Source organism: Streptomyces sp. NPDC086835 (assembly GCF_044745705.1).
Classification (GTDB): Bacteria; Actinomycetota; Actinomycetes; order Streptomycetales; family Streptomycetaceae; genus Streptomyces.
Map to the genome: position 1 here is coordinate 1,143,188 of NZ_JBIVAU010000001.1, position 26,488 is coordinate 1,169,675.

At 72.1% G+C, this 26,488-nt stretch carries 19 protein-coding genes and 2 pseudogenes; 12 read left to right on the top strand and 9 right to left on the bottom strand.

The window, feature by feature from the left end:
* Nucleotides 1-155 precede the first annotated feature (155 nt).
* From trpB to lgt, 4 genes are all read left to right on the top strand, one after another.
* On the top strand, nucleotides 156-1,448 hold the full coding sequence (trpB, locus tag ACIPJI_RS05290; RefSeq protein ID WP_307705860.1) for a tryptophan synthase subunit beta: 1,293 nt from the start codon (nucleotides 156-158) through the stop codon (nucleotides 1,446-1,448).
* Nucleotides 1,445-2,260, top strand: a complete 816-nt coding sequence (gene trpA / locus ACIPJI_RS05295) for a tryptophan synthase subunit alpha (protein WP_402244556.1) — start codon at nucleotides 1,445-1,447, stop codon at nucleotides 2,258-2,260. The genes trpB and trpA overlap by 4 nt, the downstream gene beginning before the upstream one ends.
* Before the next feature lie 63 nt (nucleotides 2,261-2,323).
* Nucleotides 2,324-3,184 carry a thioredoxin domain-containing protein gene (locus tag ACIPJI_RS05300; RefSeq protein WP_356624708.1) on the top strand — a complete coding sequence of 287 codons (861 nt, stop codon included), beginning with the start codon at nucleotides 2,324-2,326 and terminating at the stop codon, nucleotides 3,182-3,184.
* A 191-nt stretch (nucleotides 3,185-3,375) separates the two neighbouring features.
* The gene (gene lgt / locus ACIPJI_RS05305) at nucleotides 3,376-4,350 is read left to right on the top strand and encodes a prolipoprotein diacylglyceryl transferase (protein WP_356624706.1); all 975 of its coding nucleotides are present in this window, start codon (nucleotides 3,376-3,378) and stop codon (nucleotides 4,348-4,350) included.
* 301 nt (nucleotides 4,351-4,651) lie between these two features.
* On the opposite strand, the gene ACIPJI_RS05310 is transcribed toward lgt, so the two are convergent.
* From ACIPJI_RS05310 to ACIPJI_RS05340, 7 genes are all read right to left on the bottom strand, one after another.
* Entirely contained in the window at nucleotides 4,652-5,452 is an 801-nt protein-coding gene (locus tag ACIPJI_RS05310; protein WP_307705856.1) for a CoA ester lyase, read from the bottom strand.
* Nucleotides 5,449-6,732 carry a CoA transferase gene (locus ACIPJI_RS05315; protein ID WP_356624338.1) on the bottom strand — a complete coding sequence of 428 codons (1,284 nt, stop codon included), beginning with the start codon at nucleotides 6,730-6,732 and terminating at the stop codon, nucleotides 5,449-5,451. The genes ACIPJI_RS05310 and ACIPJI_RS05315 overlap by 4 nt, the downstream gene beginning before the upstream one ends.
* Nucleotides 6,729-7,616, bottom strand: a complete 888-nt coding sequence (gene rbsK / locus ACIPJI_RS05320; protein WP_356624336.1) for a ribokinase — start codon at nucleotides 7,614-7,616, stop codon at nucleotides 6,729-6,731. Before rbsK ends, ACIPJI_RS05315 begins: the two co-directional genes overlap by 4 nt.
* The gene (locus tag ACIPJI_RS05325) at nucleotides 7,613-9,166 is read right to left on the bottom strand and encodes an ADP-ribosylglycohydrolase family protein (protein WP_402244559.1); all 1,554 of its coding nucleotides are present in this window, start codon (nucleotides 9,164-9,166) and stop codon (nucleotides 7,613-7,615) included. Before ACIPJI_RS05325 ends, rbsK begins: the two co-directional genes overlap by 4 nt.
* On the bottom strand, nucleotides 9,163-10,362 hold the full coding sequence (locus ACIPJI_RS05330; protein ID WP_307705852.1) for an ADP-ribosylglycohydrolase family protein: 1,200 nt from the start codon (nucleotides 10,360-10,362) through the stop codon (nucleotides 9,163-9,165). The genes ACIPJI_RS05325 and ACIPJI_RS05330 overlap by 4 nt, the downstream gene beginning before the upstream one ends.
* Nucleotides 10,363-10,419: 57 nt before the next feature.
* On the bottom strand, nucleotides 10,420-11,793 hold the full coding sequence (locus ACIPJI_RS05335; RefSeq protein WP_402244756.1) for an ADP-ribosylglycohydrolase family protein: 1,374 nt from the start codon (nucleotides 11,791-11,793) through the stop codon (nucleotides 10,420-10,422).
* Between the two features lie 398 nt (nucleotides 11,794-12,191).
* Nucleotides 12,192-13,214, bottom strand: coding sequence for an ADP-ribosylglycohydrolase family protein (locus tag ACIPJI_RS05340; RefSeq protein ID WP_307705851.1), 1,023 nt, complete (start codon nucleotides 13,212-13,214; stop codon nucleotides 12,192-12,194).
* 216 nt (nucleotides 13,215-13,430) lie between these two features.
* Between ACIPJI_RS05340 and ACIPJI_RS05345 the strand changes: the two genes are divergently transcribed.
* The 5 genes from ACIPJI_RS05345 (at nucleotide 13,431) to ACIPJI_RS05365 (ending at nucleotide 22,295) form a co-directional block, all read left to right on the top strand.
* A complete protein-coding gene (locus ACIPJI_RS05345) occupies nucleotides 13,431-14,159 on the top strand; it encodes a VIT1/CCC1 transporter family protein (protein WP_402244561.1) in 729 nt (242 codons plus the stop codon).
* A 408-nt stretch (nucleotides 14,160-14,567) separates the two neighbouring features.
* Nucleotides 14,568-19,154, top strand: coding sequence for a glutamate synthase large subunit (gene gltB / locus ACIPJI_RS05350; RefSeq protein ID WP_356624331.1), 4,587 nt, complete (start codon nucleotides 14,568-14,570; stop codon nucleotides 19,152-19,154).
* On the top strand, nucleotides 19,147-20,607 hold the full coding sequence (locus tag ACIPJI_RS05355; RefSeq protein ID WP_307705848.1) for a glutamate synthase subunit beta: 1,461 nt from the start codon (nucleotides 19,147-19,149) through the stop codon (nucleotides 20,605-20,607). The genes gltB and ACIPJI_RS05355 overlap by 8 nt, the downstream gene beginning before the upstream one ends.
* A gap of 419 nt (nucleotides 20,608-21,026) precedes the next feature.
* A complete protein-coding gene (locus tag ACIPJI_RS05360) occupies nucleotides 21,027-21,743 on the top strand; it encodes a VWA domain-containing protein (protein ID WP_307705847.1) in 717 nt (238 codons plus the stop codon).
* A 78-nt stretch (nucleotides 21,744-21,821) separates the two neighbouring features.
* Nucleotides 21,822-22,295 carry a pyridoxamine 5'-phosphate oxidase family protein gene (locus ACIPJI_RS05365; protein WP_356624327.1) on the top strand — a complete coding sequence of 158 codons (474 nt, stop codon included), beginning with the start codon at nucleotides 21,822-21,824 and terminating at the stop codon, nucleotides 22,293-22,295.
* Nucleotides 22,296-22,363: 68 nt separating this feature from the next.
* On the opposite strand, the pseudogene ACIPJI_RS05370 reads toward ACIPJI_RS05365, so the two are convergent.
* A pseudogene (locus tag ACIPJI_RS05370) lies at nucleotides 22,364-22,438 on the bottom strand (TetR family transcriptional regulator); the annotation flags it as partial.
* A gap of 1 nt (nucleotide 22,439) precedes the next feature.
* Between ACIPJI_RS05370 and ACIPJI_RS05375 the strand changes: the two are divergent.
* The 3 genes and pseudogenes from ACIPJI_RS05375 to ACIPJI_RS05385 form a co-directional block, all read left to right on the top strand.
* Nucleotides 22,440-22,826: pseudogene (locus ACIPJI_RS05375) on the top strand (TetR family transcriptional regulator); the annotation flags it as partial.
* Between the two features lie 463 nt (nucleotides 22,827-23,289).
* A complete protein-coding gene (locus tag ACIPJI_RS05380) occupies nucleotides 23,290-23,493 on the top strand; it encodes a cold-shock protein (protein WP_005318814.1) in 204 nt (67 codons plus the stop codon).
* 102 nt (nucleotides 23,494-23,595) lie between these two features.
* Nucleotides 23,596-25,242 carry a DEAD/DEAH box helicase gene (locus ACIPJI_RS05385; RefSeq protein ID WP_402244566.1) on the top strand — a complete coding sequence of 549 codons (1,647 nt, stop codon included), beginning with the start codon at nucleotides 23,596-23,598 and terminating at the stop codon, nucleotides 25,240-25,242.
* 92 nt (nucleotides 25,243-25,334) lie between these two features.
* On the opposite strand, the gene ACIPJI_RS05390 is transcribed toward ACIPJI_RS05385, so the two are convergent.
* A complete protein-coding gene (locus ACIPJI_RS05390) occupies nucleotides 25,335-26,480 on the bottom strand; it encodes an RNA polymerase sigma factor (protein ID WP_402244758.1) in 1,146 nt (381 codons plus the stop codon).
* Between the last annotated feature and the right edge of the window lie 8 nt (nucleotides 26,481-26,488).

Genomic DNA, 26,488 nt, shown 5'->3' on the forward strand with positions numbered 1-26,488 from the left:
GAGGGCACGGCCGAAGGCCGTACAGGGCCGGGCGGAGCCGGTCACGGGAAGTGGGTCCCTTACGGCCGTCAGGCCGTAGGGGGAGGGATGGGGAACAGCCCGCAGGCGCCACCTACGTCGTCCACTTCTTCCGTCCCGACAAGGAGCGCGTCGCCATGTCCAGCGACTACTTCATCCCCGACCCGGAGGGTCAAGTCCCCAACACCGAGGGCTACTTCGGTGCCTTCGGGGGCAAGTTCATCCCGGAGGCGCTCGTCGCCGCCGTGGACGAGGTCGCCGTCGAGTACGACAAGGCCAAGTCCGACCCCGCCTTCGCGGCCGAGCTGAACGGCCTGATGGTCGACTACACGGGCCGCCCGAGCGCCCTCACCGAGGTGTCCCGGTTCGCCGAGCACGCCGGCGGCGCCCGGGTCTTCCTCAAGCGTGAGGACCTCAACCACACCGGCTCGCACAAGATCAACAACGTGCTGGGCCAGGCCCTGCTCACCAAGCGGATGGGCAAGACGCGCGTCATCGCGGAGACGGGCGCCGGCCAGCACGGCGTGGCGACCGCCACCGCCTGCGCGCTGTTCGGCCTCGAGTGCACCATCTACATGGGCGAGATCGACACCCAGCGCCAGGCGCTGAACGTCGCCCGGATGCGGATGCTCGGCGCCGAGGTCGTCGCCGTGAAGTCCGGCAGCCGTACCCTCAAGGACGCCATCAACGAGGCGTTCCGCGACTGGGTCGCCAACGTGGACCGTACGCACTACCTCTTCGGCACGGTCGCGGGCCCCCACCCCTTCCCCGCCATGGTGCGCGACTTCCACCGGGTCATCGGTGTGGAGGCCAGGAGGCAGATCCTGGAGAGGGCCGGGCGCCTCCCCGACGCCGCCGTCGCCTGCGTCGGCGGCGGGTCGAACGCCATCGGCCTGTTCCACGCCTTCATCCCGGACGCCGGCGTCCGGCTGATCGGCTGCGAGCCCGCCGGCCACGGCATCGAGACCGGGGAGCACGCGGCGACCCTGACCGCGGGCGAGCCCGGCATCCTGCACGGCTCCCGTTCCTACGTCCTCCAGGACGACGAGGGCCAGATCACCGAGCCGTACTCGATCTCGGCCGGCCTGGACTACCCGGGCATCGGTCCCGAGCACTCGTACCTGAAGGACTCGGGCCGGGGCGAGTACCGCGCGGTCACCGACGACGCGGCGATGCAGGCCCTGCGGCTGCTGTCCCGCACCGAAGGCATCATCCCGGCCATCGAGTCGGCGCACGCCCTCGCCGGCGCGCTGGAGGTCGGGCGCGAGCTCGGCAAGGACGGGCTGATCCTCGTCAACCTCTCCGGCCGCGGTGACAAGGACATGGACACCGCCGCCCGTTACTTCGGTCTGTACGACACCGACGCCCGGGTCGAGGCCGACGCCTCCGCCGACAACGGCGCCGCAGAGATCCAGGGGGACGCCAAGTGAGCGGGAACATCCAGCTGCTGAACGAGACGCTCGCCGCGGCGAAGACCGAGGACCGGGCCGCGCTCATCGCCTACCTGCCCGCCGGTTTCCCGACCGTCGACCTCGGCATCGAGGCGGTCAAGGCCGCGTTCGACGGCGGCGCCGACGTGGTGGAGGTCGGGCTGCCGCACAGCGACCCCGTCCTCGACGGCCCGGTCATCCAGACCGCCGACGACATCGCCCTGCGCGGCGGCGTCAGGATCGCCGATGTGATGCGTACGGTCCGTGAGGCCCACGCGGCCACCGGCAAGCCGGTCCTCGTGATGACCTACTGGAACCCGATCGACCGCTACGGCGTCGAGCGCTTCACCTCGGAGCTCGCCGAGGCGGGCGGCGCCGGGTGCATCCTGCCCGACCTGCCGGTCGAGGAGGCCGGGCTGTGGAGGGAACACGCCGAGAAGCACGGCCTCGCCACCGTCTTCGTCGTCGCGCCGAGCAGCAAGGACGCCCGGCTCGCGAAGATCACGGCAGCCGGATCAGGTTTCGTCTACGCGGCGTCATTGATGGGCGTCACCGGCACCCGCGAGTCGGTCGGCGAGCAGGCGCAGGACCTGGTGCACCGCACCCGCGCCACGACCGAGCTGCCGGTCTGCGTGGGCCTCGGGGTCTCCAACCCGGCGCAGGCCGCGGAAGTCGCGGCGTTCGCCGACGGTGTGATCGTCGGCTCGGCGTTCGTCAAGCGGATGCTCGACGCACCCGACGACGTCGCGGCCGTCGCGGCCGTACGGGAACTGGCGGGCGAACTGGCGCGGGGTGTGCGCGGAAAGTCGTAGTCCGTACGAGTGGATCAGGGACCGGGGAGGCGCGCACACGCCTCCCCGGTTCGTTTGCGGGGTGTGAGCGAGAACCAAGAGCGGAAGCGCGGAGCGCGCGAGCGGCTCCAGCAGGAACGGGCGCGGGAAAAGGCACGCGAGAAGCGCCGCAGGACCCTGATCGTGGCCTCGGCCGTGGTGGGCGTGCTCGGGCTGGCCGCGGTCGCCGGCCTGGTGGCCGCCAACAGCGGCAAGGACGACGGGGGCGACACGACGGATGCGGGGCCGCTCCTCGCGCCGAGCGGCGTGCAGGGCGAGGAGCAGCTCGCCATCCCGGTCGGCGCGGCCGACGCCCCGTCCACCCTCACGGTGTGGGAGGACTTCCGGTGCCCGGCATGCGCCCAGTTCGAGAACGCTCTGCGCGACACGATCCATGATCTGGAGCAGGCCGGCCAGATCAAGATCGACTATCACCTCGCCACCATCATCGACGGGAACATGGGCGGCAGCGGCTCCCTGCGCGCGGCGAACGCGGCGGCGTGCGCCCAGGACGCCGGGAAGTTCGTCCCGTACCACGACGTGCTGTACATGAACCAGCCGCCCGAGCCGGACGACGCCTTCGCCGACAACGGCAAGCTGATCGAGCTCGCGGGCAAGGTCGAGGGACTGGACACGCCCGCGTTCCGCAGCTGTGTGGAGGAGGGCAAGCACGACGGCTGGGTGAAGAAGTCCAACGAGGCTTTCCAGGCCGGCGGCTTCACCGGCACCCCGACCGTGCTGCTCAACGGAGAGTCGATCTTCCCGACGAAGGGGAAGGAGCAGATCTCCGTCGCGAACTTCAAGAAGTGGGTCAAGGAGGCCAACAAGGACAAGCCGCCGGGCACCGAGCGGCCGGCGGCGCCGACCGGGGGCGCGAGCGCGAGCCCGGGAGCGTCGGCGTCCTGAGCCGGGACGGGACGGGCCGGTGGCGGTTACGGGGCCGGCAGCGGTCTCGGACCGGGTGGCGCCCGTGCCGCCCGCGGACGGCAGCGGAAGCGTGCCCATGACCACGGCCGCGTCCGACCGTGTCCCGTTACCCAGAAGTTGCCGGGCGGGTTGCCGTACGTCCCGCCCGGCAAGGTAGCGTCGGTCCTGCCATGGACATCGCCTACATTCCCAGCCCGTCGACCGGAGTGATCCACCTCGGACCGCTTCCGCTGCGAGGCTATGCGTTCTGCATCATCATCGGCGTCTTCGTAGCCGTCTGGTACGGCAACCGGCGCTGGGTCGCCCGGGGCGGCAAGGCCGGAACGGTGGCCGACATCGCTGTCTGGGCCGTGCCGTTCGGCCTGGTCGGCGGTCGGCTCTACCACGTGATCACCGACTACCAGCTGTACTTCAGCGAGGGTGAGAACTGGGTCGACGCCTTCAAGATCTGGGAGGGCGGCCTCGGTATCTGGGGCGCGATCGCGCTGGGCGCGGTCGGCGCCTGGATCGGCTGCCGCCGCCGTGGGATCCCACTGCCTGCATGGGCCGACGCCCTCGCACCCGGTATCGCCTTCGCGCAGGCGATCGGCCGCTGGGGCAACTGGTTCAACCAGGAGCTGTACGGCAAGGAGACCGACGTCCCTTGGGCGCTCAGGATCACCGAGGGCGCGAACCGCGAGGCGGGCCTGTACCACCCGACGTTCCTGTACGAGTCCCTGTGGTGCATCGGCGTCGCGCTGCTGGTCATCTGGGCCGACCGCCGCTTCAAGCTGGGCCACGGGCGGGCGTTCGCGCTGTACGTCGCCGCGTACTGTGCCGGCCGCGGCTGGATCGAGTACATGCGCGTCGACGAGGCGCACGACATCCTCGGCCTGCGGCTGAACGTCTGGACCTCCATCGTGGTCTTCCTGCTGGCGGTCACGTACATCGTGATCTCGTCGCGGACGCGTCCGGGACGCGAGGAGGTCGTGGAGCCGGCGGCGGTGGACAAGTCGAAGCCCGACGCGGCCGCGGACGCCCCGTCCGCCGAGGACGGCGCCCTCGAGGACGGCGACGGCACGGCGAAGTCCGAGACGGAGTCGCAGTCGGCGTCGGACACGGCCCCGGAGCCCGCGGACGCGGCGGAGTCGCCCGGCAAGGCGTGACGCTGGGGCGGCTGCGGGTGCGTGTCGCCTGCGGGGGGGCTTTCCTCCATCCCGCCCCTCCCAACAACCGGGCTCCGCCCCCGGACCCCCGCGTCTCAATCGCCGGACGGGCTGAAGTTGCCAGGCAACTTCAGCCCGGCCGGCGATTGAGGACACCGCCGACGGCGGTACGGGTCCGGGGGCGGAGCCCGGTTCGGGAAGTGGGGTCCCCCCTACGGCCGCCAGGCCGTAGGGGGAGGGCAGGGGACAGCACCCGCAGGGGACACGCGCCCGCAGCGGCCCCCGGGCCCGCCCCCCGGGTTCAGAGCTCTTCGCGGCTCGCCAGCGCCAGCGTCCGGCGGGCCCCTGCCACCACCGCCGCGTCGACGAAGCGGCCGTCCGGCAGGGCCAGCGCGCCCGCGTCCGACGCGGCCGCCTTCACGATGTCCTCGGCCGCTTCGATCTCCTCCTTCGTCGGGCGGAAGGCGCGTTCGATGACGGGGAGCTGGCGTGGGTGGATGGCCGCCCGGCCCAGGAAGCCGAGGGACCTGCCGTGGGAGCAGGAGGCGTAGAGGCCGTCGAGGTCGAGGATGTCCGGGTAGACCGACTGCGGCGGCGGCGCGAGCCCCGCGGCCCTCGCGGCCATGACCGTACGGGTGCGGGGCCAGTCGAGACCGGCGTCGCCGCGCAGACCGAGGTCGGCGCGGAGGTCCGATTCGCCGAGCGCGATGCCGGCGACGGCGTCGTGCGCGGTGGCGATCGCGTAGGCGTGCTCCACGGCGAGCGCCGACTCGATGAGCGGGTACAGGGGGATGCCCGGTGCGCGGGCCGCGATCTGCTGGATGTCGGTGGCGTATGCGACCTTGGGGATACGCAGGGCACTCAGGCCCGGCAGCCCGGCGAGGGCCTCGACGTCATGGGGGGAGTTGATGCGGACATGGACGGGGAGCGGCTGGGGGGACGACAGCAGTTCGGCCGTCGCGTCGAGGGCGTACGGCTTGCGGCCCTGGGCCACGGCGTCCTCGAGGTCGACGATGACGATGTCGGCCTCGGAGGCGAGGGCCTTGCGTACCACCTCCGGGCGGTCGCCCGGGGCGTAGAGCCAGGTGAGGGGGATGGTCATAGTGCCCCTTGGGTGCGAAGTGCGGTGATGTCGGTGGGAGTCAGGCCGAGTTCGGCCAGGACCTCCTCGGTGTCCGCGCCGTGCGGCCGGCCGGCCCAGCGGATACGGCCGGGGGTCTCCGACAGGCGGAAGATGACGTTCTGCATACGCAGCGTGCCGAGTTCGGGGTCCGGCACCTCCGTGATGGTCCCGAGCGCCTGGTACTGCGGGTCGTCCATGACGTCGCTGATGTCGTAGACGGGGGCGACGGCGGCTTCCGCCTTCTCGAAAGCGTCGACCACTTCGTCGCGGGTGCGGTGGGCGATCCAGCCGCCGACGGCGTCGTCGAGTTCGCCGGCGTGTTCGGCACGGCCGGTTCCGGTGGCGAACCACGGCTCGTCGACGAGCTCCGGCCGGCCCACAAGGTGCATGACGCGTTCCGCGACGGACTGGGCGGAGGTGGAGACGGCGAGCCAACTGCCGTCCGCGGTGCGGTAGATGTTACGCGGCGCGTTGTTGCGGGAGCGGTTGCCCGTGCGGGGCTGGATGTAGCCGAGCTGGTCGTACCAGAGCGCCTGTGGGCCGAGCACGGCCAGGATCGGTTCGATGATCGCCATGTCGACGACCTGCCCGCGGCCGGTGGTGGCGCGGGCGGCGAGCGCGGTCATCACGGCGTACGCGGTGGCGAGGGCGGCGACGGAGTCGGCGAGGCCGAACGGGGGGAGTGTCGGCGGGCCTTCCGGTTCGCCGGTGGCGGCGGCGAAGCCGCTCATCGCCTCCGCGAGGGTGCCGAAGCCGGGGCGGTGGGAGTACGGGCCGAACTGCCCGAAGCCGGTGATGCGGGCGAGGACCAGCCGGGGGTTGGCCGCGCTCAGTTCGTCCCAGCCGAGCCCCCATCTCTCCAGCGTGCCGGGGCGGAAGTTCTCCACGACCACGTCGGCGGTCGCGGCGAGACGGAGCAGGGTCTCCCGGCCGCCGGGGGCGGACAGGTCGAGGGTGAGATTGCGCTTGTTGCGGCCGAGGACCTTCCACCACAGCCCGACCCCGTTCTTGGCGGGGCCGTGGCCGCGTGACGGGTCGGGGCGGGTGGGGTGCTCGACCTTGATGACCTCGGCGCCGAAGTCACCGAGCATCGTCGCGCACAGGGGACCGGCGAAGAGGGTCGCCAGGTCGAGGACACGCAGACCCTCCAGCGGAAGGCGACCCTCCGGCGGATGGTGGCCTTCCGGCGGAAGGGGATTCAGGGGAGGGGAGTTCGGGGGGAGGGGATTGAGGGGGAGGGGAGACGAGTCAGGGCTCATGAGGCGGCGTCGATCTCGGTGCGGTACGGCATGGACGAGGATGCTCCCGGGCGTTGGACGGACAGGGCGGCGGCCGCGCATGCCCAGGCCAGGCACTGTCTGATCGGCTTCTTCTCACCGAGTGCCACGGCCAGGGCCCCGACGAAGGTGTCGCCCGCCGCGGTGGTGTCCACGGCCTGCACGGCAGGTGCGGGGACGCTGATCGGCTCGGTGCCCCGGGCCGCGTACAGACAGCCCGCGGACCCCAGGGTGATCACCACCTCCGGGACCTGGCGCAGCAGTTCCTGTGCCGCGGAGCGGTGGTCGGCGATGCCTGTGAGCGTGGCGGCTTCGTGCTCGTTGGGCACCAGCAGATCGGTGGCGGCCAGGAGTTCGGGCGGCAACGGCTGGGCGGGGGAGGGGGTGAGGACGGTCCGCACCCCGTGGCGGCGGGCTGCCTCGGCGCCGTCGAGGACGGCGCTGAGGGGGAGTTCGAGTTGAAGGAGCAGGGTGTCCGCGGTGGCGATGAGGGCTTCCTCGCCGGGGGCGAGGGCGGTGACGGTGCCGTTGGCGCCCGGGATGACGACGATGGCGTTGCCGCCCTCGTCGTCGACGACGATATGGGCCGTGCCGGAGGGGCACTCGGCGGTCCTGAGCAGGTCGATGTCGACACCGCAGGATTCGAGGGTGTGCCGCAGCTGAGGGCCGAACGAGTCGGAGCCGACCGCACCGATCATCGCGACCTCGCCGCCGGCGCGTGCCGCGGCGACGGCCTGGTTGGCGCCCTTGCCGCCGGGGACCGTGCGGAACTCGCGTCCCGTGACGGTCTCCCCGCGTTTCGGCGCGTGCGCCACGAAGGCGACGAGGTCCATGTTGGTGCTGCCGAGCACCACGATGCCTGTCATGGGCGGAGTGCCTCCTTGAGCGTGAGGTGGGCGAGCGTGTCGAAGCCGACGCCGTCGAAACCGGTGACGGAGGTGGCGAGCCGGTTCTTGAGCGGGGCGGTCCACCGGTCGGGCAGGGCGTCCGGCCGCCCGGCCAGCAGGCCCGCGAGCGATCCGGCCGTCGCACCGTTCGAGTCGGTGTCGAGCCCCCCGGACACGGCGCGGCAGATGGAGCCGGTGAAATCCCCATCGGCGTGGGTGAGGGCGGCGACGAGCAGCGCGGCGTTGGGCAGCACGTGCACCCAGTGGTAGGACCCGTACTCGGCGTGGACGCTGTCGACGACGTGGGCGAAGTCGGCGTGCTCCCCGGCCGCCCGGACGCCGAAGCTCACGGCGGCGGCGAAGCGTGAGCGGGGCGGGACGACGCTGAGGCCGGCGGCGATCGCCGCGTGCACATCGGCGGTGCCGGTGGCCGCGGCGGCGATGGCGGCGGCGGTGAACATGGCGCCGTACACACCGTTCGCGGTGTGCGTGAGGCAGGCGTCCCGGTACGCCTGCGCGGCGGCGGCCGCGGGCGCGCCGGGGTTGGTCCAGCCGTGGATGTCGGCGCGGATCGCGGCGCCGATCCATTCGCGGAACGGGTTCCGGTGGGAGGCGGTCAGCGGGGGCTCGATGCCGCAGAGGAGGTTGCGGTAGGCGATGCGCTCCGCCGTGAACGTGCGCCCGGCCGGGAGCTCGTCCAGCCACAGCCGGGCGACATCAACGGTGGTGAAGTCCCTGCCGTGGCGCTGGAGGAGAAGAAGGCCGAGGAGCGGGTAGTTGAGGTCGTCGTCCTCCGGCATGCCGTCGATGTTCTCGGCGAGGGAGGTGGGGGCGCTGCGCCGGTTCCAGGGATGGGCGGCGGCGAGCTCCGGCGGCAGACCCTTGGCGGTGAACCAGGTGATGAGGGGCCAGTTGCCGGTCGCGCGGGCGATGTCGCGGATGGCGTGGAGCGGCAGCTTCTCGACGGGTTTGCCGAGCAGACACCCGGCGGCACGCCCGAGCCAGGCGGCGTGCAGCGCGTCGCCGAGCTGGTGCGCCGGCCGGGCCCGGGGTGTGGGGGCCGGGCCGGAGGCGCGGGTCGTTCCCGTACCGCTGCCGACGACATCGGACGGCGGCTCGGACGGCTCCGGCGTCTCGGGTGGCTCTGGCGGCCCGGACGCCGGGACGCCGGCGCCTGGCCCAGCCATGGGGGACTGCCGCGCTCTCCCGCCGCCTGCCGTGCCGAGGTCCGGGGGAGCCGGGGGAAGGCGGCAGGCTGCCGCGATTTCGGCGAGCGACGTGGGCTCGTCGGCGGCCGACGGGCAGGGCAGGGCGGCCAGTTCGTCGAGGAGTTCCTCGGCCAGTGCCCGCAGCGCGCCCGGCGCGGGCGACTGGGACGCCCCCGCGCGCTCCGGGGAGAGCGCGCCGCCCGCCGCCAGCCAGCGGTCCCGGACCGGCGATCCGTCCCTGCCGTCCTCTTCCGCCTGCCTCAGTTCATGGCCGATCAGGTCCTCCGGCTGGACCCAGGTCAGGCGCAGCGTCCCCGTCATCGTGCCGTGTCCGTGAGGGTGGCGAACGCCGTCTCGTGGTCCCGGCGGCGCTGCGTGTCCCGCTCGTAGATCTCGCGTGCGACCGCGGCCAGTTCTGCCGCCGGCGCGTGCAGATCGACACGGCTGGCCTCCGCGACCTGCTCCGCCCACTCCTGCGGCACGGCCGCCTCGCCGCTCAGGGCGCCGGCGATCGCGCCGGCCATCGTCGCGATCGAGTCGCAGTCCCGCCCGTAGTTGACGGCCGACAGGACCGTACGGCGGTAGTCGCCGTCGTTGACGAGCAGCATGCCGAGCGCGATCGGGAGTTCTTCGATGGAGTGGAGCCGGGAGGGGCGGCGTGCGCCCAGCGACGGTGCGCGGTAGTCGGGGCCGACCGTGTCGAACGGGGCGACCGCCGCCCGCAGCGGCACCAGCGCCGACTCGAAGTCCGTGTGCCGCGCGGCCGCTTCGGCCACCGACTCGATCGCCGCCTGGGTGCCGTCCTTCGCCAGGGCCGTCGCCGCCTCGACGACCGAGGCGGGGGTGGCGCCCGGCAGGCACGCGGCGGCGACGGCGGCCGCGAAGACTCCGGCCGCCTCCCGCCCGTAGGAGGACTGGTGGGCGCCCGCGATGTCGACCGCCTCCGCGTAGGCGGCCGCCGGGTTGGCCGCGTTGACCAGTCCCACCGGCGCCATGTACATCGCCGCACCACAGTTGACGATGTTTCCGCTGCCCGCCTCCCGCGGATCGTGGTGCCCGTAGTGCAGCCGGGCGACGAGCCACTTCTCGGCGAGGAAGAGCCGCTGGAGGGGAATGGCCTCGGCCTCGAGCTCCGGGATCCAGCGGGGGTTGGTGATGAGGTCGGGGACGAGGTGGTCGGCGACGGCGTACGCGTCGAGGTGGTCGCGGACCGTGGCGTACACCCCGATCAGCGCGTGCGTCATCAGGGTGTCGTCGGTGATGTGGCCGTCACCCTTGTGGTACGGGGCGATGGGGCGTGCGGTGCGCCAGTCGTCGCCGTGCCAGGGGCCGACGATGCCGGTGACGCGCCCGCCGTGGCGTTCCACGATCTGGTCGGGGGTGTATCCCTCGACGGGGCCGCCCAGCGCGTCGCCTACCGCTGCTCCGACGAGGCTGCCGGTGATCCGGTCTTCGAGTGAGAGGGGGTTCGTCGCCGCTGCTGCGGCCGTCTTCGTCGCCGCCGTGGTCGTCGTCATGTCGGAATTGTCCCCCTGGGGTGGCCGGCAACGGCGGACCTCGCGCCGGGGTTTCGGCTACCCGGTGGGCGGGGCGGCACCCAGCGGCAGCCCTCCGGGCGGGCGGAGGGCCGTTTCCAGCAGAGCGGCGAGCTCGACGAGATCCGTCCCCGCGAGACGGGGCAGCGCGCAGCCGGCCAGTGTGCGGCATGCGTCCCGCCAGGTGGCGGGCACGGAAGTACCGCCGCCGAGCGCCCCGGTCAGCGCGCCCGCGAGGGCCGGCGCCGAGTCGGCGACGCGCGAGAGACAGACGGCCGCGGGCACGGCCTCCGCGACCTTGCCGCGTGCGGCGACGGCGACGGCGAGCGCGACCGGCACGGTCTCCGCGGCGGCGATGCCGTAGCTGTAGACATGGTCGACGATCTGGTGCTCGAGCAGTGGTACCAGCTCGAAGGCGCCCGACGCGTCGCGGGCGAGCCCGACCGCGTGGTGCGCGTTGCGGCCGATCTCCGTCGCCTCCGGGAGTTGCGCGAGCGCCGCGTCGACGGCCGCGTCCACGTCCGCGCCGCCGAGCGCGGCGGCGACGGCGGCGGCCATGGCGCGGGCGCCGTGGACCCCGTCGCCGTCCTGTGTGTACCGGGCGTCGAACTCGGCCAGAACGGCGGCGGCGGCCGGGTCGCCCGGGTGGACGACGGCGAGCACGGCGGCCCGCACACAGGCGGCGTCGTCGAAGTAGTGCGGGTTGTCGTGGCCGGTGGCGGGAGGGCGCAGACCGGTGGCGAGGTTGCCGAGCCCCGCACGCACGGAGATACGTGCGCGCAGCGGCAGCACGGCGGACTCGACCTCGGGAGCGCGCTCGGCGGCCGCGGCGACCTGGCCCGCGAGGGAGTTCCAGGCGACGTCGATCGCGGCCCGCATGCGGCGCTCCGGGGCGAGTCCGCGGAAGAGCTGCCCTGCGGCGGTGAGCACCGTCCCGGCGGCGAACGCCGCCCACTCGGCGTCGTCGGAGGGGCCGAGCCGGAGGGGCTCAGGTGGCTGGTTGAGCGCGATGGGGACGGGCAGGGTGGTCGTGGCGTTCTGCTCGGCGAAGGTGTCGAGCTCGCGGGTCAGACGCCGCGTCCACTCGGGCATCCGGGCAGCGCGGTGCCGTGCGGCCGGCCATCCGGCGGCGTCCCCGGCGGCGAGTCCCAGTAGGAGGCCCTCGATCCGTCGTGGCCCGTCCGGCGTGGGGTGCTCCGGCTTGCGGACCCGGCGCCGGCCGGGCCGTGTGTGCTTCGGTGCCGGCGTGCCGAGGGAGGTGCCGCGTGTGTGGCCCGTCTCGCCCGAGGGCCGGATGCCGAGGGCGGCTGCCGGAGCGTGAGGGGCGGGTGCCGTCGCGAAGACGTGGGCCGCCGCGGCCGGCGGGCGGCCGGTCGCGGTGTCGTGGACGAGAACCACGTCGGTGCTGCGCATCCGGCTCGCGCTTTCGGCGGCGTCCCGGTGCCCGGCCTTCACGGCGCCGTGGACGTGGACCAGGTCGGTGGTGCGCCCCGTCCGGCCGGCGACTTCGGCTGCGGGCGACGTACCGGCCTTCGCGGTGTCGTGGATGCGGGCCAGGTCGGTGGTGTCCCACGTCGGGCTTGTGGCTTCGGTGGCGGGCGACGTACCGGTTTTCGCGGTCCCGTGGACGTGGACCAGGTCGGTGGTGCCCCCCGTCCGGCCGGCAGCTTCGGCTGCGGGCGACGTACCGGCCTTCGCGGTGTCGTGGATGCGGACCAGGTCGGTGGCGCTCCACGGCGGGCTCGTGGCTTCGGCGGCTGCGGACGAAGGACCGGCCGTCGCGGGGTCGGGGACGGGGTCCGGGCCGGGTGTCATGCCGGGTCGTCCCCGTCGTCCGGGGTCAGCAGATCGGCGATGTCCAGGACGTGATAGCCCCGCATGGAGGGGAGGCAGCTGCCGCGGACCGGGCCGATGGCCGACGCCCATTCCTCCGGGATCGCCGCGCAACCGGACACCGAGCCCGCCAGCGCGCCGGCGACCGCCGCTGTGGTGTCGGCGTCGCGGCCCATGTTGACCGCTGTCAGCACCGACGTACGGAAGTCGCCCCGTGCCGCGGCGAACGCGCCGAAGGCGAGGCCGACCGCCTCGGGAGCCAGGTCCGTCCACGGGTAGCCGCCGATGACGACCGCCGAGCGGACCGCCCGTTCCATGGAGAGGGCGTCGGGGTACGTCCGTCCGGCGGCGACGACCGCGCGCCGCATGGAGCGGGCCGTCCAGGAGTCCATGGGGACGACGGACAGCGCCGCGCCGATCACCCCCGCCGGGCCCGCGCCGCCCATGGCCGCCGCGACACCCGCCGCCACCGCCCGGCCGCCGTAGATGCCCTCGCCGTCGTGGCTGACGCTCCCGTCGACGGCCACCAGCCGTGCCGCTTCCGAGGGGCGGCCGGCGGCGAAGACGCCGAAGGGGGCGGCCCGCATTGCGAGACCGTCGCTCCACGCGTGCCGGTGCTGGGCGGAGATAGGGGCCGCGAGGCCCCTGCGAAGGTTCTCCAGGGTGCCGCGCTCGCTGAACCCCGCCCCGCGGAACGGCCCTTCGTCCAGGTCCGCGATCCACTCGTGCCACGCCGACTCGACATGGGCGACGGTCAGCGCGGAGCCGTGGCGGGCGAGCAGCAGACCGGAGAAGATGGCGTACTCGGTGTCGTCGGTGCCCGCCGGGTCGTCGCTCACGAAACCCTCGATGCGGCCCCAGCGGCGGCGGATCTCGGAGGGCCGCAGGTTCTCGGCCGGGGCGCCGAGCGCGTCGCCGACCGCGAGGCCGAGGAGTGCTCCGCGGGCCCGGTCGAGCAGGGCGGCGGTGGAACCGGAGCCGGATGCTTCCAGCACTTCCATGAAGGTCCCCTTCGCGCGCGCGAGCCTTGTTCCTCGATCTGTGCCACGAGCCGCCCGCAATGAGTCGAAGGAACGTTTCTGTCACCCGCTTCGCCCAGTCTCCCGGCCAGGTAAGTAAAGCCTGCCTTGCTGGTACGCCCCTTACATCGGGCGTATCTTCGAGGACGTCGAGGGGGGCGGGGCCGACCGGGCCGCTGCCGGAGAAAGGGGAGAGCTGTGTCCATCATCGAGACCGAAGCCACGCTGCACGAGGCGCACCGTGACAACCACACGCACCGCGATGTGAACGGTGGTTGGCTGCGTCCGGCGGTGTTCGGTGCGATGGACGGACTGGTCTCCAACCTCGCGCTGATGACCGGTGTCGCCGGTGGCGCGGTCTCCCAGCAGACCGTCGTCATCGCGGGACTTGCCGGACTCGCCGCGGGCGCCTTCTCCATGGCGGCCGGCGAGTACACCTCCGTCGCGTCCCAGCGCGAGCTGGTCGAGGCCGAACTGGACGTGGAACGGCGGGAGTTGCGCAAGCATCCCGTCGACGAGATGGAAGAGCTGGCCGCCCTGTACGTGGCCCGCGGCGTGCAGCCCGCTCTCGCCCGCGAAGTGGCGATGCAGCTGTCCAAGGACCCCGAGCAGGCCCTCGAGATCCACGCCCGCGAGGAGCTGGGCATCGACCCGGACGACCTGCCCTCGCCGCTCGTCGCCGCCGTGTCCTCGTTCGGTTCGTTCGCGCTGGGAGCGATGCTGCCGGTGTTGCCCTACCTCCTCGGCGCGAGCACGCTCTGGCCCGCGGTGCTGCTGGCGCTCGTCGGCCTGTTCGCGTGCGGCGCGCTGGTGGCGAAGGTCACGGCCCGCAGCTGGTGGTTCAGCGGCATGCGCCAGCTCGCCCTCGGTGGCGCGGCCGCCGCGCTCACGTACGGCCTCGGCACGCTCATCGGGGCCGCCGTCTGACGCAACCGGCTCGGCCTCGTCACCGCACCGGCTCCCATGGAGAGCCGGTGCGTTCGCGTTTCCGGCCCGCGTCCCGCACCCTGTGACGTACGTCCTGCCGCGAAGGCGCCCAGGGGTGAGACACTATGCATGGCACGACATAAGTAGCCGTTACTCGGTGGTTTCGAATCCGCAATCCCCGGGCATTAGCCGAAAACGCTGTGGGCAATGAGGCCTGCTCTGCGAGAGTCCTCCGGATGCCGATCTGTCCGTTGTGACCCACCTTCACCGCCAGGCGCGGTGTCCGCATGCTGGAATGAGCTATCCGCTTCTCGAGAAGCCCTCCATCATGTAACCTGCACGAAATTTCGCGGAGGGCCAACGTCGTCCCTCGGCACTGCACATGCCACGACGACGACGGGAGAGCCGATGCGTTCCGACGCCTGGTCGCCCATGGACGGTCGCCCCGCCCCCCAGGGGATGTACGACCCCCGTAACGAACACGACGCCTGCGGTGTCGGGTTCGTGGCCACCCTCACCGGTGTTGCCAGCCATGAGCTGGTCGAGCAGGCGCTGACCGTTCTGCGGAACCTCGAGCACCGCGGCGCCACCGGCTCCGAGCCCGACTCCGGCGACGGCGCGGGCATCCTGCTCCAGGTCCCGGACGCCTTCCTGCGCGAGGTCACCGCGTTCGAGCTGCCTCAGGCCGGCTCGTACGCCGTCGGAATCGCCTTCCTCCCGGCCGACGCGGAGGACAACGAGGCCGCCGTCTCGAAGATCGAGACGATCGCCGGCGAAGAGGGCCTCACCGTCCTCGGCTGGCGCGAGGTCCCCGTCACCCCCGACCTGCTCGGCAACGGCGCCCGCGCCACCATGCCCGCCTTCCGTCAGCTCTTCGTGGGCGACGGCAGCAGCGAGGGCATCGCGCTGGACCGCAAGGCGTTCGTGCTGCGCAAGCGCGCCGAGCGCGAGGCCGGCGTCTACTTCCCGTCGCTGTCCGCGCGCACGATCGTCTACAAGGGCATGCTGACCACCGGCCAGCTGGAGCCCTTCTTCCCGGACCTGTCCGACCGGCGCTTCGCCACGGCCGTCGCGCTCGTCCACTCGCGGTTCTCCACGAACACGTTCCCGAGCTGGCCGCTGGCCCACCCGTACCGCTTCGTCGCGCACAACGGCGAGATCAACACGGTCAAGGGCAACCGCAACTGGATGCGCGCCCGTGAGTCGCAGCTCGCGTCCCAGCTGTTCAACTCCGGCGCCGGCAAGATCGACCGGATCTTCCCCGTCTGCACGCCGGACGCCTCCGACTCCGCCTCCTTCGACGAGGTCCTGGAGCTGCTCCACCTCGGCGGCCGTTCGCTGCCGCACTCGGTGCTGATGATGGTCCCCGAGGCGTGGGAGAACCACGACTCCATGGACCCCGCCCGGCGCGCCTTCTACCAGTACCACTCCACGATGATGGAGCCCTGGGACGGTCCCGCCTGCGTGACCTTCACCGACGGCGTCCAGGTCGGCGCGGTCCTCGACCGCAACGGTCTGCGCCCGGGCCGCTACTGGGTCACCGACGACGGCCTCGTCGTCCTCTCCTCCGAGGTCGGCGTCCTCGACATCGACCCGGCCAAGGTCGTCCGCAAGGGCCGCCTGCAGCCCGGCAAGATGTTCCTCGTCGACACCGCCGAGCACCGCATCATCGAGGACGACGAGATCAAGTCCGCCCTCGCCGCAGAGCACCCCTACCAGGAGTGGCTGGAGGCCGGTGAGATCCAGCTCGAGGACCTCCCCGAGCGCGAGCACATCGTCCACACCCACGCCTCCGTCACCCGCCGCCAGCAGACCTTCGGCTACACCGAGGAAGAGCTGCGCGTCATCCTCGCGCCGATGGCCCGCACCGGCGGCGAGCCGCTCGGCTCCATGGGCACGGACTCGCCGATCGCGGCCCTCTCGGAGCGTCCGCGGCTGCTCTTCGACTACTTCACCCAGCTGTTCGCGCAGGTCACCAACCCGCCGCTGGACGCCATCCGCGAGGAACTCGTCACCTCGCTGCACTCCTCGCTCGGCCCCCAGGGCAACCTGCTGGAGCCGACCGCGGCGTCCTGCCGCAGCGTCACGCTGCCCTTCCCGGTGATCGACAACGACGAGCTGGCCAAGCTCATCCACATCAACGCCGACGGCGACATGCCCGGCATGAAGGCGGCCACCCTGGCCGGCCTCTACCGGGTCTCCGGCGGCGGCGACGCGCTCGCCGCCCGTATCGAGGCGATCTGCGGCGAGGTCGACGCGGCCATAGAGGACGGCGCCCGCCTGGTCGTCCTCTCCGACCGGCACTCGGACGCCGAGCACGCGCCCATCCCGTCGCTGCTGCTCACCTCCGCCGTCCACCACCACCTCATCCGCACCAAGCAGCGCACCCAGGTGGGCCTGCTGGTCGAGGCCGGGGACGTCCGCGAGGTCCACCACGTCGCCCTGCTCATCGGCTACGGCGCCGCCGCGGTCAACCCGTACCTCGCGATGGAGTCCGTCGAGGACCTCGTCCGCGCAGGCACCTTCATCGAGGGCCTCGAGCCCGAGCAGGCCATCCGGAACCTGATCTACGCCCTTGGCAAGGGTGTCCTCAAGGTCATGTCCAAGATGGGCATCTCAACGGTCGCCTCCTACCGCGGTGCGCAGGTCTTCGAGGCCGTCGGTCTCGACGAGGCCTTCGTCGACAAGTACTTCAACGGCACCGCCACCAAGATCGGCGGCGCCGGACTCGACATCGTCGCCAAGGAGGTCGCCGCCCGGCACGCCAAGGCCTACCCGGCCTCCGGCATCGCCGCCACGCACCGTGCCCTGGACATCGGCGGCGAGTACCAGTGGCGCCGCGAGGGCGAGCCGCACCTCTTCGACCCGGAGACGGTCTTCCGCCTGCAGCACGCCACGCGCAACAAGCGCTACGACATCTTCAAGAAGTACACGGACCGCGTGAACGAGCAGTCCGAGCGGCTGATGACGCTGCGCGGCCTGTTCGCCCTGAAGACCGCCGACGGTTCCTCGGGACGTGAGCCGGTCTCCATCGACGAGGTCGAGCCCGTCTCCGAGATCGTCAAGCGCTTCTCCACCGGCGCCATGTCGTACGGCTCCATCTCCAAGGAGGCGCACGAGACCCTCGCCATCGCCATGAACCAGCTGGGCGGCAAGTCCAACACCGGTGAGGGCGGCGAGGACCCGGAGCGCCTGTACGACCCGGAGCGGCGTTCTTCGATCAAGCAGGTCGCCTCCGGCCGCTTCGGCGTGACGAGCGAGTACCTGGTCAACGCCGACGACATCCAGATCAAGATGGCCCAGGGTGCCAAGCCCGGCGAAGGCGGCCAGCTGCCCGGCCACAAGGTCTACCCGTGGGTGGCCAAGACCCGGCACTCCACCCCCGGCGTGGGTCTGATCTCCCCGCCGCCGCACCACGACATCTACTCCATCGAGGACCTGGCTCAGCTGATCCACGACCTCAAGAACGCCAACCCGGCCGCCCGCATCCATGTGAAGCTGGTCTCCGAGGTCGGCGTCGGCACGGTCGCCGCCGGTGTCTCCAAGGCCCACGCGGACGTCGTCCTGATCTCCGGCCACGACGGCGGCACGGGCGCCTCCCCGCTGACCTCCCTGAAGCACGCGGGCGGCCCCTGGGAGCTCGGTCTCGCCGAGACCCAGCAGACCCTGCTGCTCAACGGCCTGCGCGACCGGATCGTCGTCCAGACCGACGGCCAGCTCAAGACCGGTCGCGACGTCGTCATCGCCGCGCTGCTCGGCGCCGAGGAGTTCGGTTTCGCGACCGCGCCGCTCGTCGTCTCCGGCTGCGTCATGATGCGCGTCTGCCACCTGGACACCTGCCCGGTCGGCATCGCCACCCAGAACCCGGTCCTGCGCGAGCGGTTCTCCGGCAAGGCCGAATTCGTCGTCAACTTCTTCGAGTTCATCGCACAAGAGGTCCGCGAGATCCTCGCCGAGCTGGGCTTCCGCAGCATCGAGGAGGCCGTCGGCCACGCCGAACTGCTCGACACCGACCGGGCCGTCGACCACTGGAAGGCACAGGGCCTCGACCTCGCGCCGCTGTTCCACGTGCCCGAACTGCCCGACGGCGCGGTGCGCCACCAGGTCACCGAGCAGGACCACGGACTGGAGAAGGCCCTCGACAACGAGCTCATCGAGCTCGCCGCGGAGGCGCTGAACGCCGCCACCGCCGAGGACGCCCAGCCGGTCCGCGGCCAGGTCGCCATCCGGAACATCAACCGGACCGTGGGCACCATGCTCGGCCACGAGGTGACGAAGAAGTTCGGCGGCGCGGGCCTGCCCGACGACACCATCGACATCACCTTCACCGGCTCCGCCGGCCAGTCCTTCGGCGCGTTCGTGCCGCGAGGCATCACGCTCCGTCTCGAGGGCGACGCCAACGACTACGTCGGCAAGGGCCTCTCCGGCGGCCGTGTGATCGTCCGCCCCGACCGGGGCGCCGACCACCTGGCCGAGTACTCGACCATCGCCGGCAACACCATCGCCTACGGCGCCACCGGCGGCGAGCTGTTCCTGCGCGGCCGGACCGGCGAGCGCTTCTGCGTCCGCAACTCCGGTGCGCTGGTGGTCTCCGAAGGCGTGGGCGACCACGGCTGCGAGTACATGACCGGCGGACACGCGGTCGTCCTCGGCGAGACGGGCCGCAACTTCGCGGCCGGCATGTCCGGTGGCATCGCCTACGTGATCGACCTCGACAGGGACAACGTCAACTCCGGCAACCTCGGCGCGATCGAAGCCCTGGACGAGACCGACAAGCAGTGGCTGCACGATGTCGTGCGCCGCCACTTCGAGGAGACCGGCTCGACCGTCGCCGAGAAGCTTCTCGCCGACTGGTCCGTGAACGTGGACCGCTTCAGCAAGATCATCCCGACCACGTACAAGGCAGTGCTCGCCGCCAAGGACGCCGCTGAGCTCGCCGGTCTCTCCGAGCAGGAGACCACCGAGAAGATGATGGAGGCGGCGACCAATGGCTGACCCCAAGGGCTTCCTGACCACCGGGCGCGAGGTCGCCAAGACCCGTCCCGTCGAGGAACGCGTCAAGGACTGGAACGAGGTCTACGTCCCCGGTTCCCTGCTGCCGATCATCAGCAAGCAGGCCGGCCGCTGCATGGACTGCGGCATCCCGTTCTGTCACAACGGCTGCCCGCTCGGGAACCTCATCCCCGAGTGGAACGACTACGCCTACCGCGAGGACTGGGGCGCCGCCTCCGAGCGGCTGCACGCCACCAACAACTTCCCGGAGTTCACCGGCCGTCTGTGCCCGGCGCCCTGCGAAGCGGCGTGCGTGCTCGGCATCAACCAGCCCGCAGTCACCATCAAGAACGTCGAAGTCTCCATCATCGACAAGGCATGGGACTCCGGCGACGTCACCCCGCAGCCGCCGGAGCGCCTCTCCGGCAAGACCGTCGCCGTCATCGGCTCCGGCCCGGCCGGTCTCGCCGCCGCGCAGCAGCTGACCCGGGCGGGCCACACGGTCGTCGTGTACGAGCGCGCCGACCGCATCGGCGGACTCCTGCGCTACGGCATCCCCGAGTTCAAGATGGAGAAGGTGCACATCAACCGCCGCATCGAGCAGATGCGCGCGGAAGGCACCAAGTTCCGCACCGAGGTCGAGATCGGCAAGGACATGCCGGCCGACGCCCTGCGCCGCCGCTACGACGCGGTCGTCGTCGCTGCCGGCGCCACCGTCTCGCGCGACCTGCCCGTCCCGGGCCGGGAGCTGAACGGCATCCACTTCGCCATGGAGTACCTGCCGCTCGCCAACAAGGTGCAGGAGGGCGACTTCGTGGCGCCCCCCATCACCGCGGAGGGCAAGCACGTCGTCGTCATCGGCGGCGGCGACACCGGCGCGGACTGCGTGGGCACCGCCCACCGGCAGGGCGCGGCGTCCGTCACCCAGCTGGAGATCATGCCCCGCCCGGGCGAGGAGCGGAACGCCAACCAGCCGTGGCCGACCTTCCCGATGCTCTACAAGGTCACCTCCGCGCACGAGGAGGGCGGCGAGCGGGTCTACTCCGTCTCCACCACCCACTTCGAGGGCGACGAGGACGGCAACGTCCAGGCACTGCACCTCGTGGAGGTGGAGTTCAAGGACGGCAAGCTGGAGCAGAAGCCCGGCACCGAGCGCCGTATCCCGGCGCAGCTGGTCACCCTGGCGATGGGCTTCACCGGCATCGACCGGTCCAACGGCATGGTCGAGCAGTTCGGCCTCGACCTCGACGAGCGCGGCAACGTGGCGCGTGACGCGGACTTCGCGACGAACGTCGACGGCGTCTTCGTCGCGGGCGACGCCGGCCGCGGCCAGTCGCTGATCGTGTGGGCGATCGCCGAGGGCCGCTCGGCGGCGCGCGGCGTGGACCGCTACCTGACGGGTGCGAGTGCGCTGCCGGCGCCGATCCGGCCGACGGACCGTGCGCTGACGGTCTGACGGTCCGACCGGGCTGCCGGCCCGGCCGGTCCGGCCCGCGGACCGTGCGCTGACGGTCCGCCCCCACAGAAACGTCCCGTACAACGGCGTACGGAACTGAACACGGCGCCTGCCTGTCCCCGACCGGACCATGGCAGGCGCCGTGGTGTGTGCGGGGGCGGTCGCGCCTGCGGCGGGCCGTTCCCCTCCCCGCCCCTTCCCGAAACCGGGGGCTCCGCCCCCGGATCCCCGCGCCTCAAACGCCGGCGAGGCTGGAAATGCCGCTGCGCGGCATCCAGCCCGCCCGGCGCTTGAGGGCACGGCCGAAGGCCGTACGAGGGCCGGGGGACTGCCCCGGTTACGGGAAGGGGCGGGTAGGGGAACTGGCCCCGTAGGGGCGGATATTGTCAGGGCGTCCGCAGTCGACGAACGGAGCCCGCATGCCCGTCAGCCTCCAGAAGCTCGAGCAGCGCGCCCCCGCGCTCGTCAGTCTCTACAAGACCGCGGGTGTCTCCCTCCAGAAGCACGGCATGCATGGGCAACGCGCCGCCGTCTATCTCGTCGTCGACTATTCGGGGTCGATGAAGGACTACTACAAGGACGGCAGCGTCCAGGCCCTCGCGGACCGGGTTCTCGGGCTGTCGGCGCATCTCGACGACGACGGCACCGTGCCCGTCGTGTTCTTCTCCACTGACGTCGACGCGGTCACCGACATCGCCCTGGAGAACCACCACGGCCGGATAGACGAGATCGTCGCCGGTCTCGGGCACATGGGGAAGACCAGCTATCACCTGGCCATGGACGCCGTCATCGACCACTACATGGACAGCGGCTCGACCGACCCGGCGCTCGTCGTCTTCCAGACGGACGGCGGGCCCATCAACAAGCTCGCCGCGGAGCGCTATCTCTGCAAGGCCGCGAAGCTCCCGCTGTTCTGGCAGTTCGTCGGCTTCGGCAACAAGCGAAGCTCGCAGTTCGACTTCCTGCGCAAGCTCGACGAGCTCGCGGTCCCCGCCAAGCGCCCTGTCGACAACGCGGGTTTCTTCCACGCGGGGCTCGATCCGCGGCAGGTCCCGGACGCGGAGCTGTACGACCGGCTGGTGGCCGAGTTCCCGCAGTGGCTGGCAGCCGCCCGCGCCCAGGGCATCGTCCGGTGAGGGCCCGCGCCGGCCACTCTGAGCGGACACCCGGAAAATCAGACAGAAGATGACTGCTTTCCGGTGTTCGATGAGGTCATGACGCAATCCAGCTGGACCGCCTTCGTGACGGCGGAGCCCGAGTTCGCCGAATCCGTACAGCACCGCTTCGAGAAGTACCGGCATCACGTGCTGGCGACCCTCCGCAAGGACGGTTCGCCGCGGCTGACGGGTCTGGAGGTCACGTTCCGCTTCGGTGAGCTGTGGCTCGGCATGATGCACGGCTCCCGCAAGGCGCAGGACCTGCTCCGCGATCCGCGGTTCGCGCTGCACTCGAACCCGGGCGTGGACGACTCGATGGACGGTGGCGACGTGAGGATCTCGGGGCGCGCGCTCGAGGTCACCGAGCCGGCGGAGAAGGCCCGTTTCACCGAGGACGTGAAGCCGCCGGAGCCGTACCACCTGTTCAGGGCCGAGCTGACCGAGGTGGTGCGGACGTCCGTCGAGGGTGACGAGTTGGTCGTACGGCACTGGGGCCCGGGCGGGCCGGTCCGCACCCGGCGGCGCCGCTGAGGCCCGCCAGCCCTTAAGGCGCCAGTACCCCGTACCTGACCGGTGGAAGTGGGCTCCGTCAGCAGCAGGCTCAGCATCCCGGCGGCGTCGGCGATCTTGCGGACGGTGGTGGCGTTGTAGCCCTGGGCGGCGAAGACCTCGGCCGGCTACGACTCCGTCCTCGCCGCGGGGCTAGGCCCGCGCGAGACGAGCGAGGCGCTCGTCACCGAGTCGTTCAGGGAGATCGACCGGCACCACGACGCCGTCGCCATCCACCAGAAGGAGTCCCGGCACCTCGCCGTCCAGCCGCGCTTCCGGTACCTCGCCGACTCGCAGGTCACGTTCGAGAAGGCCTGGCTCGGCACGCTCGAGCGCGGCGTCGCGGAACAGGCCTTCCGCGCCGACCTCGACGTCCGGCTCACCTACCGTTTCGTCCGCGACACGGTATGGGTCGCCGCCTCCTGGTACCGGCCCGGCTGCCTGCACAGCCCCGAGGAGATCGCCCGCCAGTACCTGTCGATGGTCCTGGACGGGATCGCGCTGCGAACGTAACGCGACGCGACCGGGGAGGAGTTGGTGTCATGGCCGAGGCATGCCTCGGCGAAGCGGGCGTACGCCGGCGCGCCCGGTGCGGGGGACCGGCCGGGGTGAGCGTCGACGGAGGAGCCGTCGCGCCGGGTGACCCGCTCGGCGCAACCGGGGCGGAGATCATGATCAAGCCGCGCCGCGATGCCGGACCGGACCGGCGCCCGCTGCGGCCTGCGGACCGGGCACGAAGGCAGTGGTCAGGGGCACGTGACGATCATCCGGCGTGTCTGATCCACGACTTTCGGGCCTTGGCGTGCTACGGTGGCGTAGTTGCAGTTTTGGTACCCATGAACTTTGTGTGCGCCTGACGGGAATGCTTCCTCAGGCGCACATTATTGTTTCCGGCTTTTCCGGATGGGGGTCAATGCAGCGACGGGAAATTCACGAGGTGTGGATTTTCGGCTTGCCCCTGTTTTAGGAGAATGACATGGCTACTGGAACCGTGAAGTGGTTCAACTCGGAAAAGGGCTTCGGCTTTATTGAGCAGGACGGCGGCGGCGCCGACGTCTTCGCCCACTACTCCAACATCGCCACCTCGGGCTTCCGCGAGCTCCAGGAAGGCCAGAAGGTGACGTTCGACGTCACGCAGGGCCAGAAGGGCCCGCAGGCGGAGAACATCCTCCCGGCCTGATTGCCGAGCGCGTATCTCGCAGCTCCTGCAGCCGGGGCCCGCACCTTCGTCGGTGCGGGCCCCGGCTCTTGCTGTCCACAGGCCCAGGAAGGCACACTCCGCATGAACCGCTCCGAACGACCGGACCGCTCCGCCGCCAGGTCCGCCCGGCCGGCCCGCAGGCGCCCGGCCGAATCCGGCGCCGGAAACCGCCCCGGCTCCGCGGTCCGTCCCGGCAAGGGGACCGGCACCGGCAGGGGATCCGGCTCCGGTAAGGCGAGCGCCCGCAGCGCGGCGCCCCCGCAGGAATTCACCCTGCCGGAATCCGTCACCCCCGCGCTGCCCGCCGTCACGGCGTTCGACGAGCTGGACATGCCCGCCGCCCTGCTGAAGACCCTTGCGGCCCAGGGCGTCACCGAGCCCTTCCCGATCCAGGGCGCCACCCTCCCGAACTCCCTCGCGGGCCGGGACATCCTCGGCCGTGGCCGCACCGGCTCCGGCAAGACCCTCGCCTTCGGCCTCGCGCTGCTCGCCCGTACGGCCGGCCGCCGGGCCGAGGCACGGGCGCCCCTCGCGCTCGTCCTCGTGCCGACCCGCGAGCTCGCGCAGCAGGTCACCGACGCCCTCGCCCCGTACGCCACCTCGACCCAGCTGCGGATCGCCACCGTCGTCGGCGGCATGTCCATCACCAAGCAGGCCGGGGCGCTGCGCCGCGGCGCAGAGGTGCTCGTGGCCACGCCCGGACGCCTCAAGGACCTCATAGAGCGCGGTGACTGCTCCCTCGGCGACGTCGCGATCACGGTCCTCGACGAGGCCGACCAGATGGCCGACATGGGCTTCATGCCGCAGGTCACCGCGCTGCTGAAGCAGGTCGAGCCGGACGGGCAGCGGATGCTCTTCTCCGCGACGCTCGACAAGAACATCGACCGGCTCGTGCGGATGTTCCTCACCGATCCGGTGGTGCACTCCGTCGACCCGTCTGCCGGTGCAGTCACCACGATGGAGCACCACGTCCTGCACGTGCTGGACGAGACCGACAAGAAGGCCGTCGCCACGCGCATCGCCGCCCGCGACGGCCGGGTGATCCTCTTCGTGGACACCAAGCGGACCGCCGACCGGTTCGCGAAGCGGCTGCTGGCCAGCGGTGTGCGGGCAGCCGCCCTGCACGGCGGGCGCTCGCAGCCGCAGCGTAACCGCACCCTGGACCAGTTCAAGAACGGCCAGGTCACCGCGCTCGTCGCGACGAACGTCGCGGCCCGCGGCATCCACGTCGACGACCTGGACCTGGTCGTGAACGTCGACCCGCCCGTCGACCACAAGGACTATCTGCACCGCGGCGGCCGCACCGCGCGGGCCGGCGAGTCCGGCAGCGTCGTGACGCTCGTCCTGCCGGAGCAGCGCCGCGAGATGACCCGCCTGATGGCGAACGCGGGCATCAGCCCGCGCACGGCACGGGTGAAGTCGAGCGACGAGGAACTCAGCCGGCTCACGGGAGCCCGCGAGCCGTCCGGCGTGGCCGTGACCATCGAGGTCCCGCAGCCGGTCGTGACCGCCCCCTCCTCCACCGGACGGCGACGTCCTGCGCGCCGGCGCGGTGAGGGAACGGGTGCGGCGGAGGCACCGCGGGCGGCTCGCGCCGGATCCCGTGGCTCTCGTGGGGGCGCCCAGGCGTCCCGTGCGTCGGGTGCGTCCGGCGCGGTCGAGGCGTCGCGGAACTCGGCCGCGGGGCGTGGACGTGCGAGGCGTGGCGGCAGGGGCGCCGCGGGCTGACGCGGCACCCCGGCGCACAGGGCCCCGTTTGAGGGGGCCGCTGTCGCCACGGGGCCGCGCCACGTGCCGCGGGCAGATCCCAGCGCGGCCCGTCAGCGACTCCGGCGGGCGTTGAGCCGGGCGGCCCGGCGCGTCAGGTGGTCGCGCTCGGCGAGGTTGGGTGCCTTCCGGGCCGCCTCGGCGTAGAGCCGCGCCGCCGTCTCCAGGTCCCCGTCGCGCTCGTGGAGGTACGCCGCCACCGCCGCGTGACGGGGCAGGGAGCCGTCCAGCGCCGCGAGCGCCGCCAGGCCGGCGCGCGGTCCGTCGGCCTCGCCGACGGCCACCGCGCGGTTGAGCCGGACGACCGGGCTGTCGGTCAGGCGCGCGAGCTCGTCGTACCACTCGACGATCTGCACCCAGTCGGTCTCCTCGGCGGTCGGCGCGTCGGCGTGGAGTGCCGCGATGGCGGCCTGGGCCTGGAACTCGCCCAGCCGGTCGCGGGCGAGGGCCGCCTGAAGGATCCCGACGCCCTCGGCGATCACTTTCGTGTCCCACCGGCCGCGGTCCTGCTCCGCGAGCGGCACCAGGCTGCCGTCGGGCGCGGTCCGGGCGGCCCGCCGGGCGTGGTGGAGCATCATGAGGGCGAGCAGCCCCGCCACCTCGGGGTGGTCGACCTGGGCCGCGAGCTGCCGGGTGAGCCGGATGGCCTCGGCGGCGAGGTCGACGTCGCCGGAGTAGCCCTCGTTGAAGACCAGGTAGAGGACGCGCAGCACGGTGGCGACGTCGCCGGGCCGGTCGAACCGCACGCCGGAGACGGTGCGCTTGGCCCGGCTGATGCGCTGCGCCATGGTCGCCTCGGGCACCAGATAGGCCTGGGCGATCTGGCGGGTGGTCAGCCCGCCCACGGCGCGCAGTGTGAGCGCGACCGCGGACGACGGCGTCAGCGACGGGTGGGCGCACAGGAAGTAGAGCTGGAGCGTGTCGTCCACCGCGGGCGCGGACCCGGGGGCGGGCTCCTCGTCGAGGAGGTCCTCACGCCGGCGGCGGGCGGTGTCCGCCCGGGTCGCGTCGAGGAACTTGCGCCAGGCCACGGTGACCAGCCAGCCCTTCGCATCCCGCGGCGGGTCGGCCGGCCAGACGCGGACCGCCTCGACCAGCGCGTCCTGAACGGCGTCCTCGGCCGCCGCGAAGTCGGCTCCGCGGCGGACGAGGATCCCGAGCACGCTCGGCGTGAGGCTCCGGAGCAGGACCTCGTTCATGTCGGAGG

Coding starts and splice junctions, on each gene's coding strand:
- trpB (WP_307705860.1), top strand. CDS start 156: ATGTCCAGCGACTACTTCATCCCCGACCCGGAGGGTCAAGTCCCCAAC.
- lgt (WP_356624706.1), top strand. CDS start 3,376: ATGGACATCGCCTACATTCCCAGCCCGTCGACCGGAGTGATCCACCTC.
- ACIPJI_RS05310 (WP_307705856.1), bottom strand. CDS start 5,452: ATGACCATCCCCCTCACCTGGCTCTACGCCCCGGGCGACCGCCCGGAG.
- ACIPJI_RS05315 (WP_356624338.1), bottom strand. CDS start 6,732: ATGAGCCCTGACTCGTCTCCCCTCCCCCTCAATCCCCTCCCCCCGAAC.
- rbsK (WP_356624336.1), bottom strand. CDS start 7,616: ATGACAGGCATCGTGGTGCTCGGCAGCACCAACATGGACCTCGTCGCC.
- ACIPJI_RS05325 (WP_402244559.1), bottom strand. CDS start 9,166: ATGACGGGGACGCTGCGCCTGACCTGGGTCCAGCCGGAGGACCTGATC.
- ACIPJI_RS05330 (WP_307705852.1), bottom strand. CDS start 10,362: ATGACGACGACCACGGCGGCGACGAAGACGGCCGCAGCAGCGGCGACG.
- ACIPJI_RS05335 (WP_402244756.1), bottom strand. CDS start 11,793: ATGCGCAGCACCGACGTGGTTCTCGTCCACGACACCGCGACCGGCCGC.
- ACIPJI_RS05340 (WP_307705851.1), bottom strand. CDS start 13,214: ATGGAAGTGCTGGAAGCATCCGGCTCCGGTTCCACCGCCGCCCTGCTC.
- gltB (WP_356624331.1), top strand. CDS start 14,568: ATGCGTTCCGACGCCTGGTCGCCCATGGACGGTCGCCCCGCCCCCCAG.
- ACIPJI_RS05355 (WP_307705848.1), top strand. CDS start 19,147: ATGGCTGACCCCAAGGGCTTCCTGACCACCGGGCGCGAGGTCGCCAAG.
- ACIPJI_RS05360 (WP_307705847.1), top strand. CDS start 21,027: ATGCCCGTCAGCCTCCAGAAGCTCGAGCAGCGCGCCCCCGCGCTCGTC.
- ACIPJI_RS05365 (WP_356624327.1), top strand. CDS start 21,822: ATGACGCAATCCAGCTGGACCGCCTTCGTGACGGCGGAGCCCGAGTTC.
- ACIPJI_RS05380 (WP_005318814.1), top strand. CDS start 23,290: ATGGCTACTGGAACCGTGAAGTGGTTCAACTCGGAAAAGGGCTTCGGC.
- ACIPJI_RS05385 (WP_402244566.1), top strand. CDS start 23,596: ATGAACCGCTCCGAACGACCGGACCGCTCCGCCGCCAGGTCCGCCCGG.
- ACIPJI_RS05390 (WP_402244758.1), bottom strand. CDS start 26,480: ATGAACGAGGTCCTGCTCCGGAGCCTCACGCCGAGCGTGCTCGGGATC.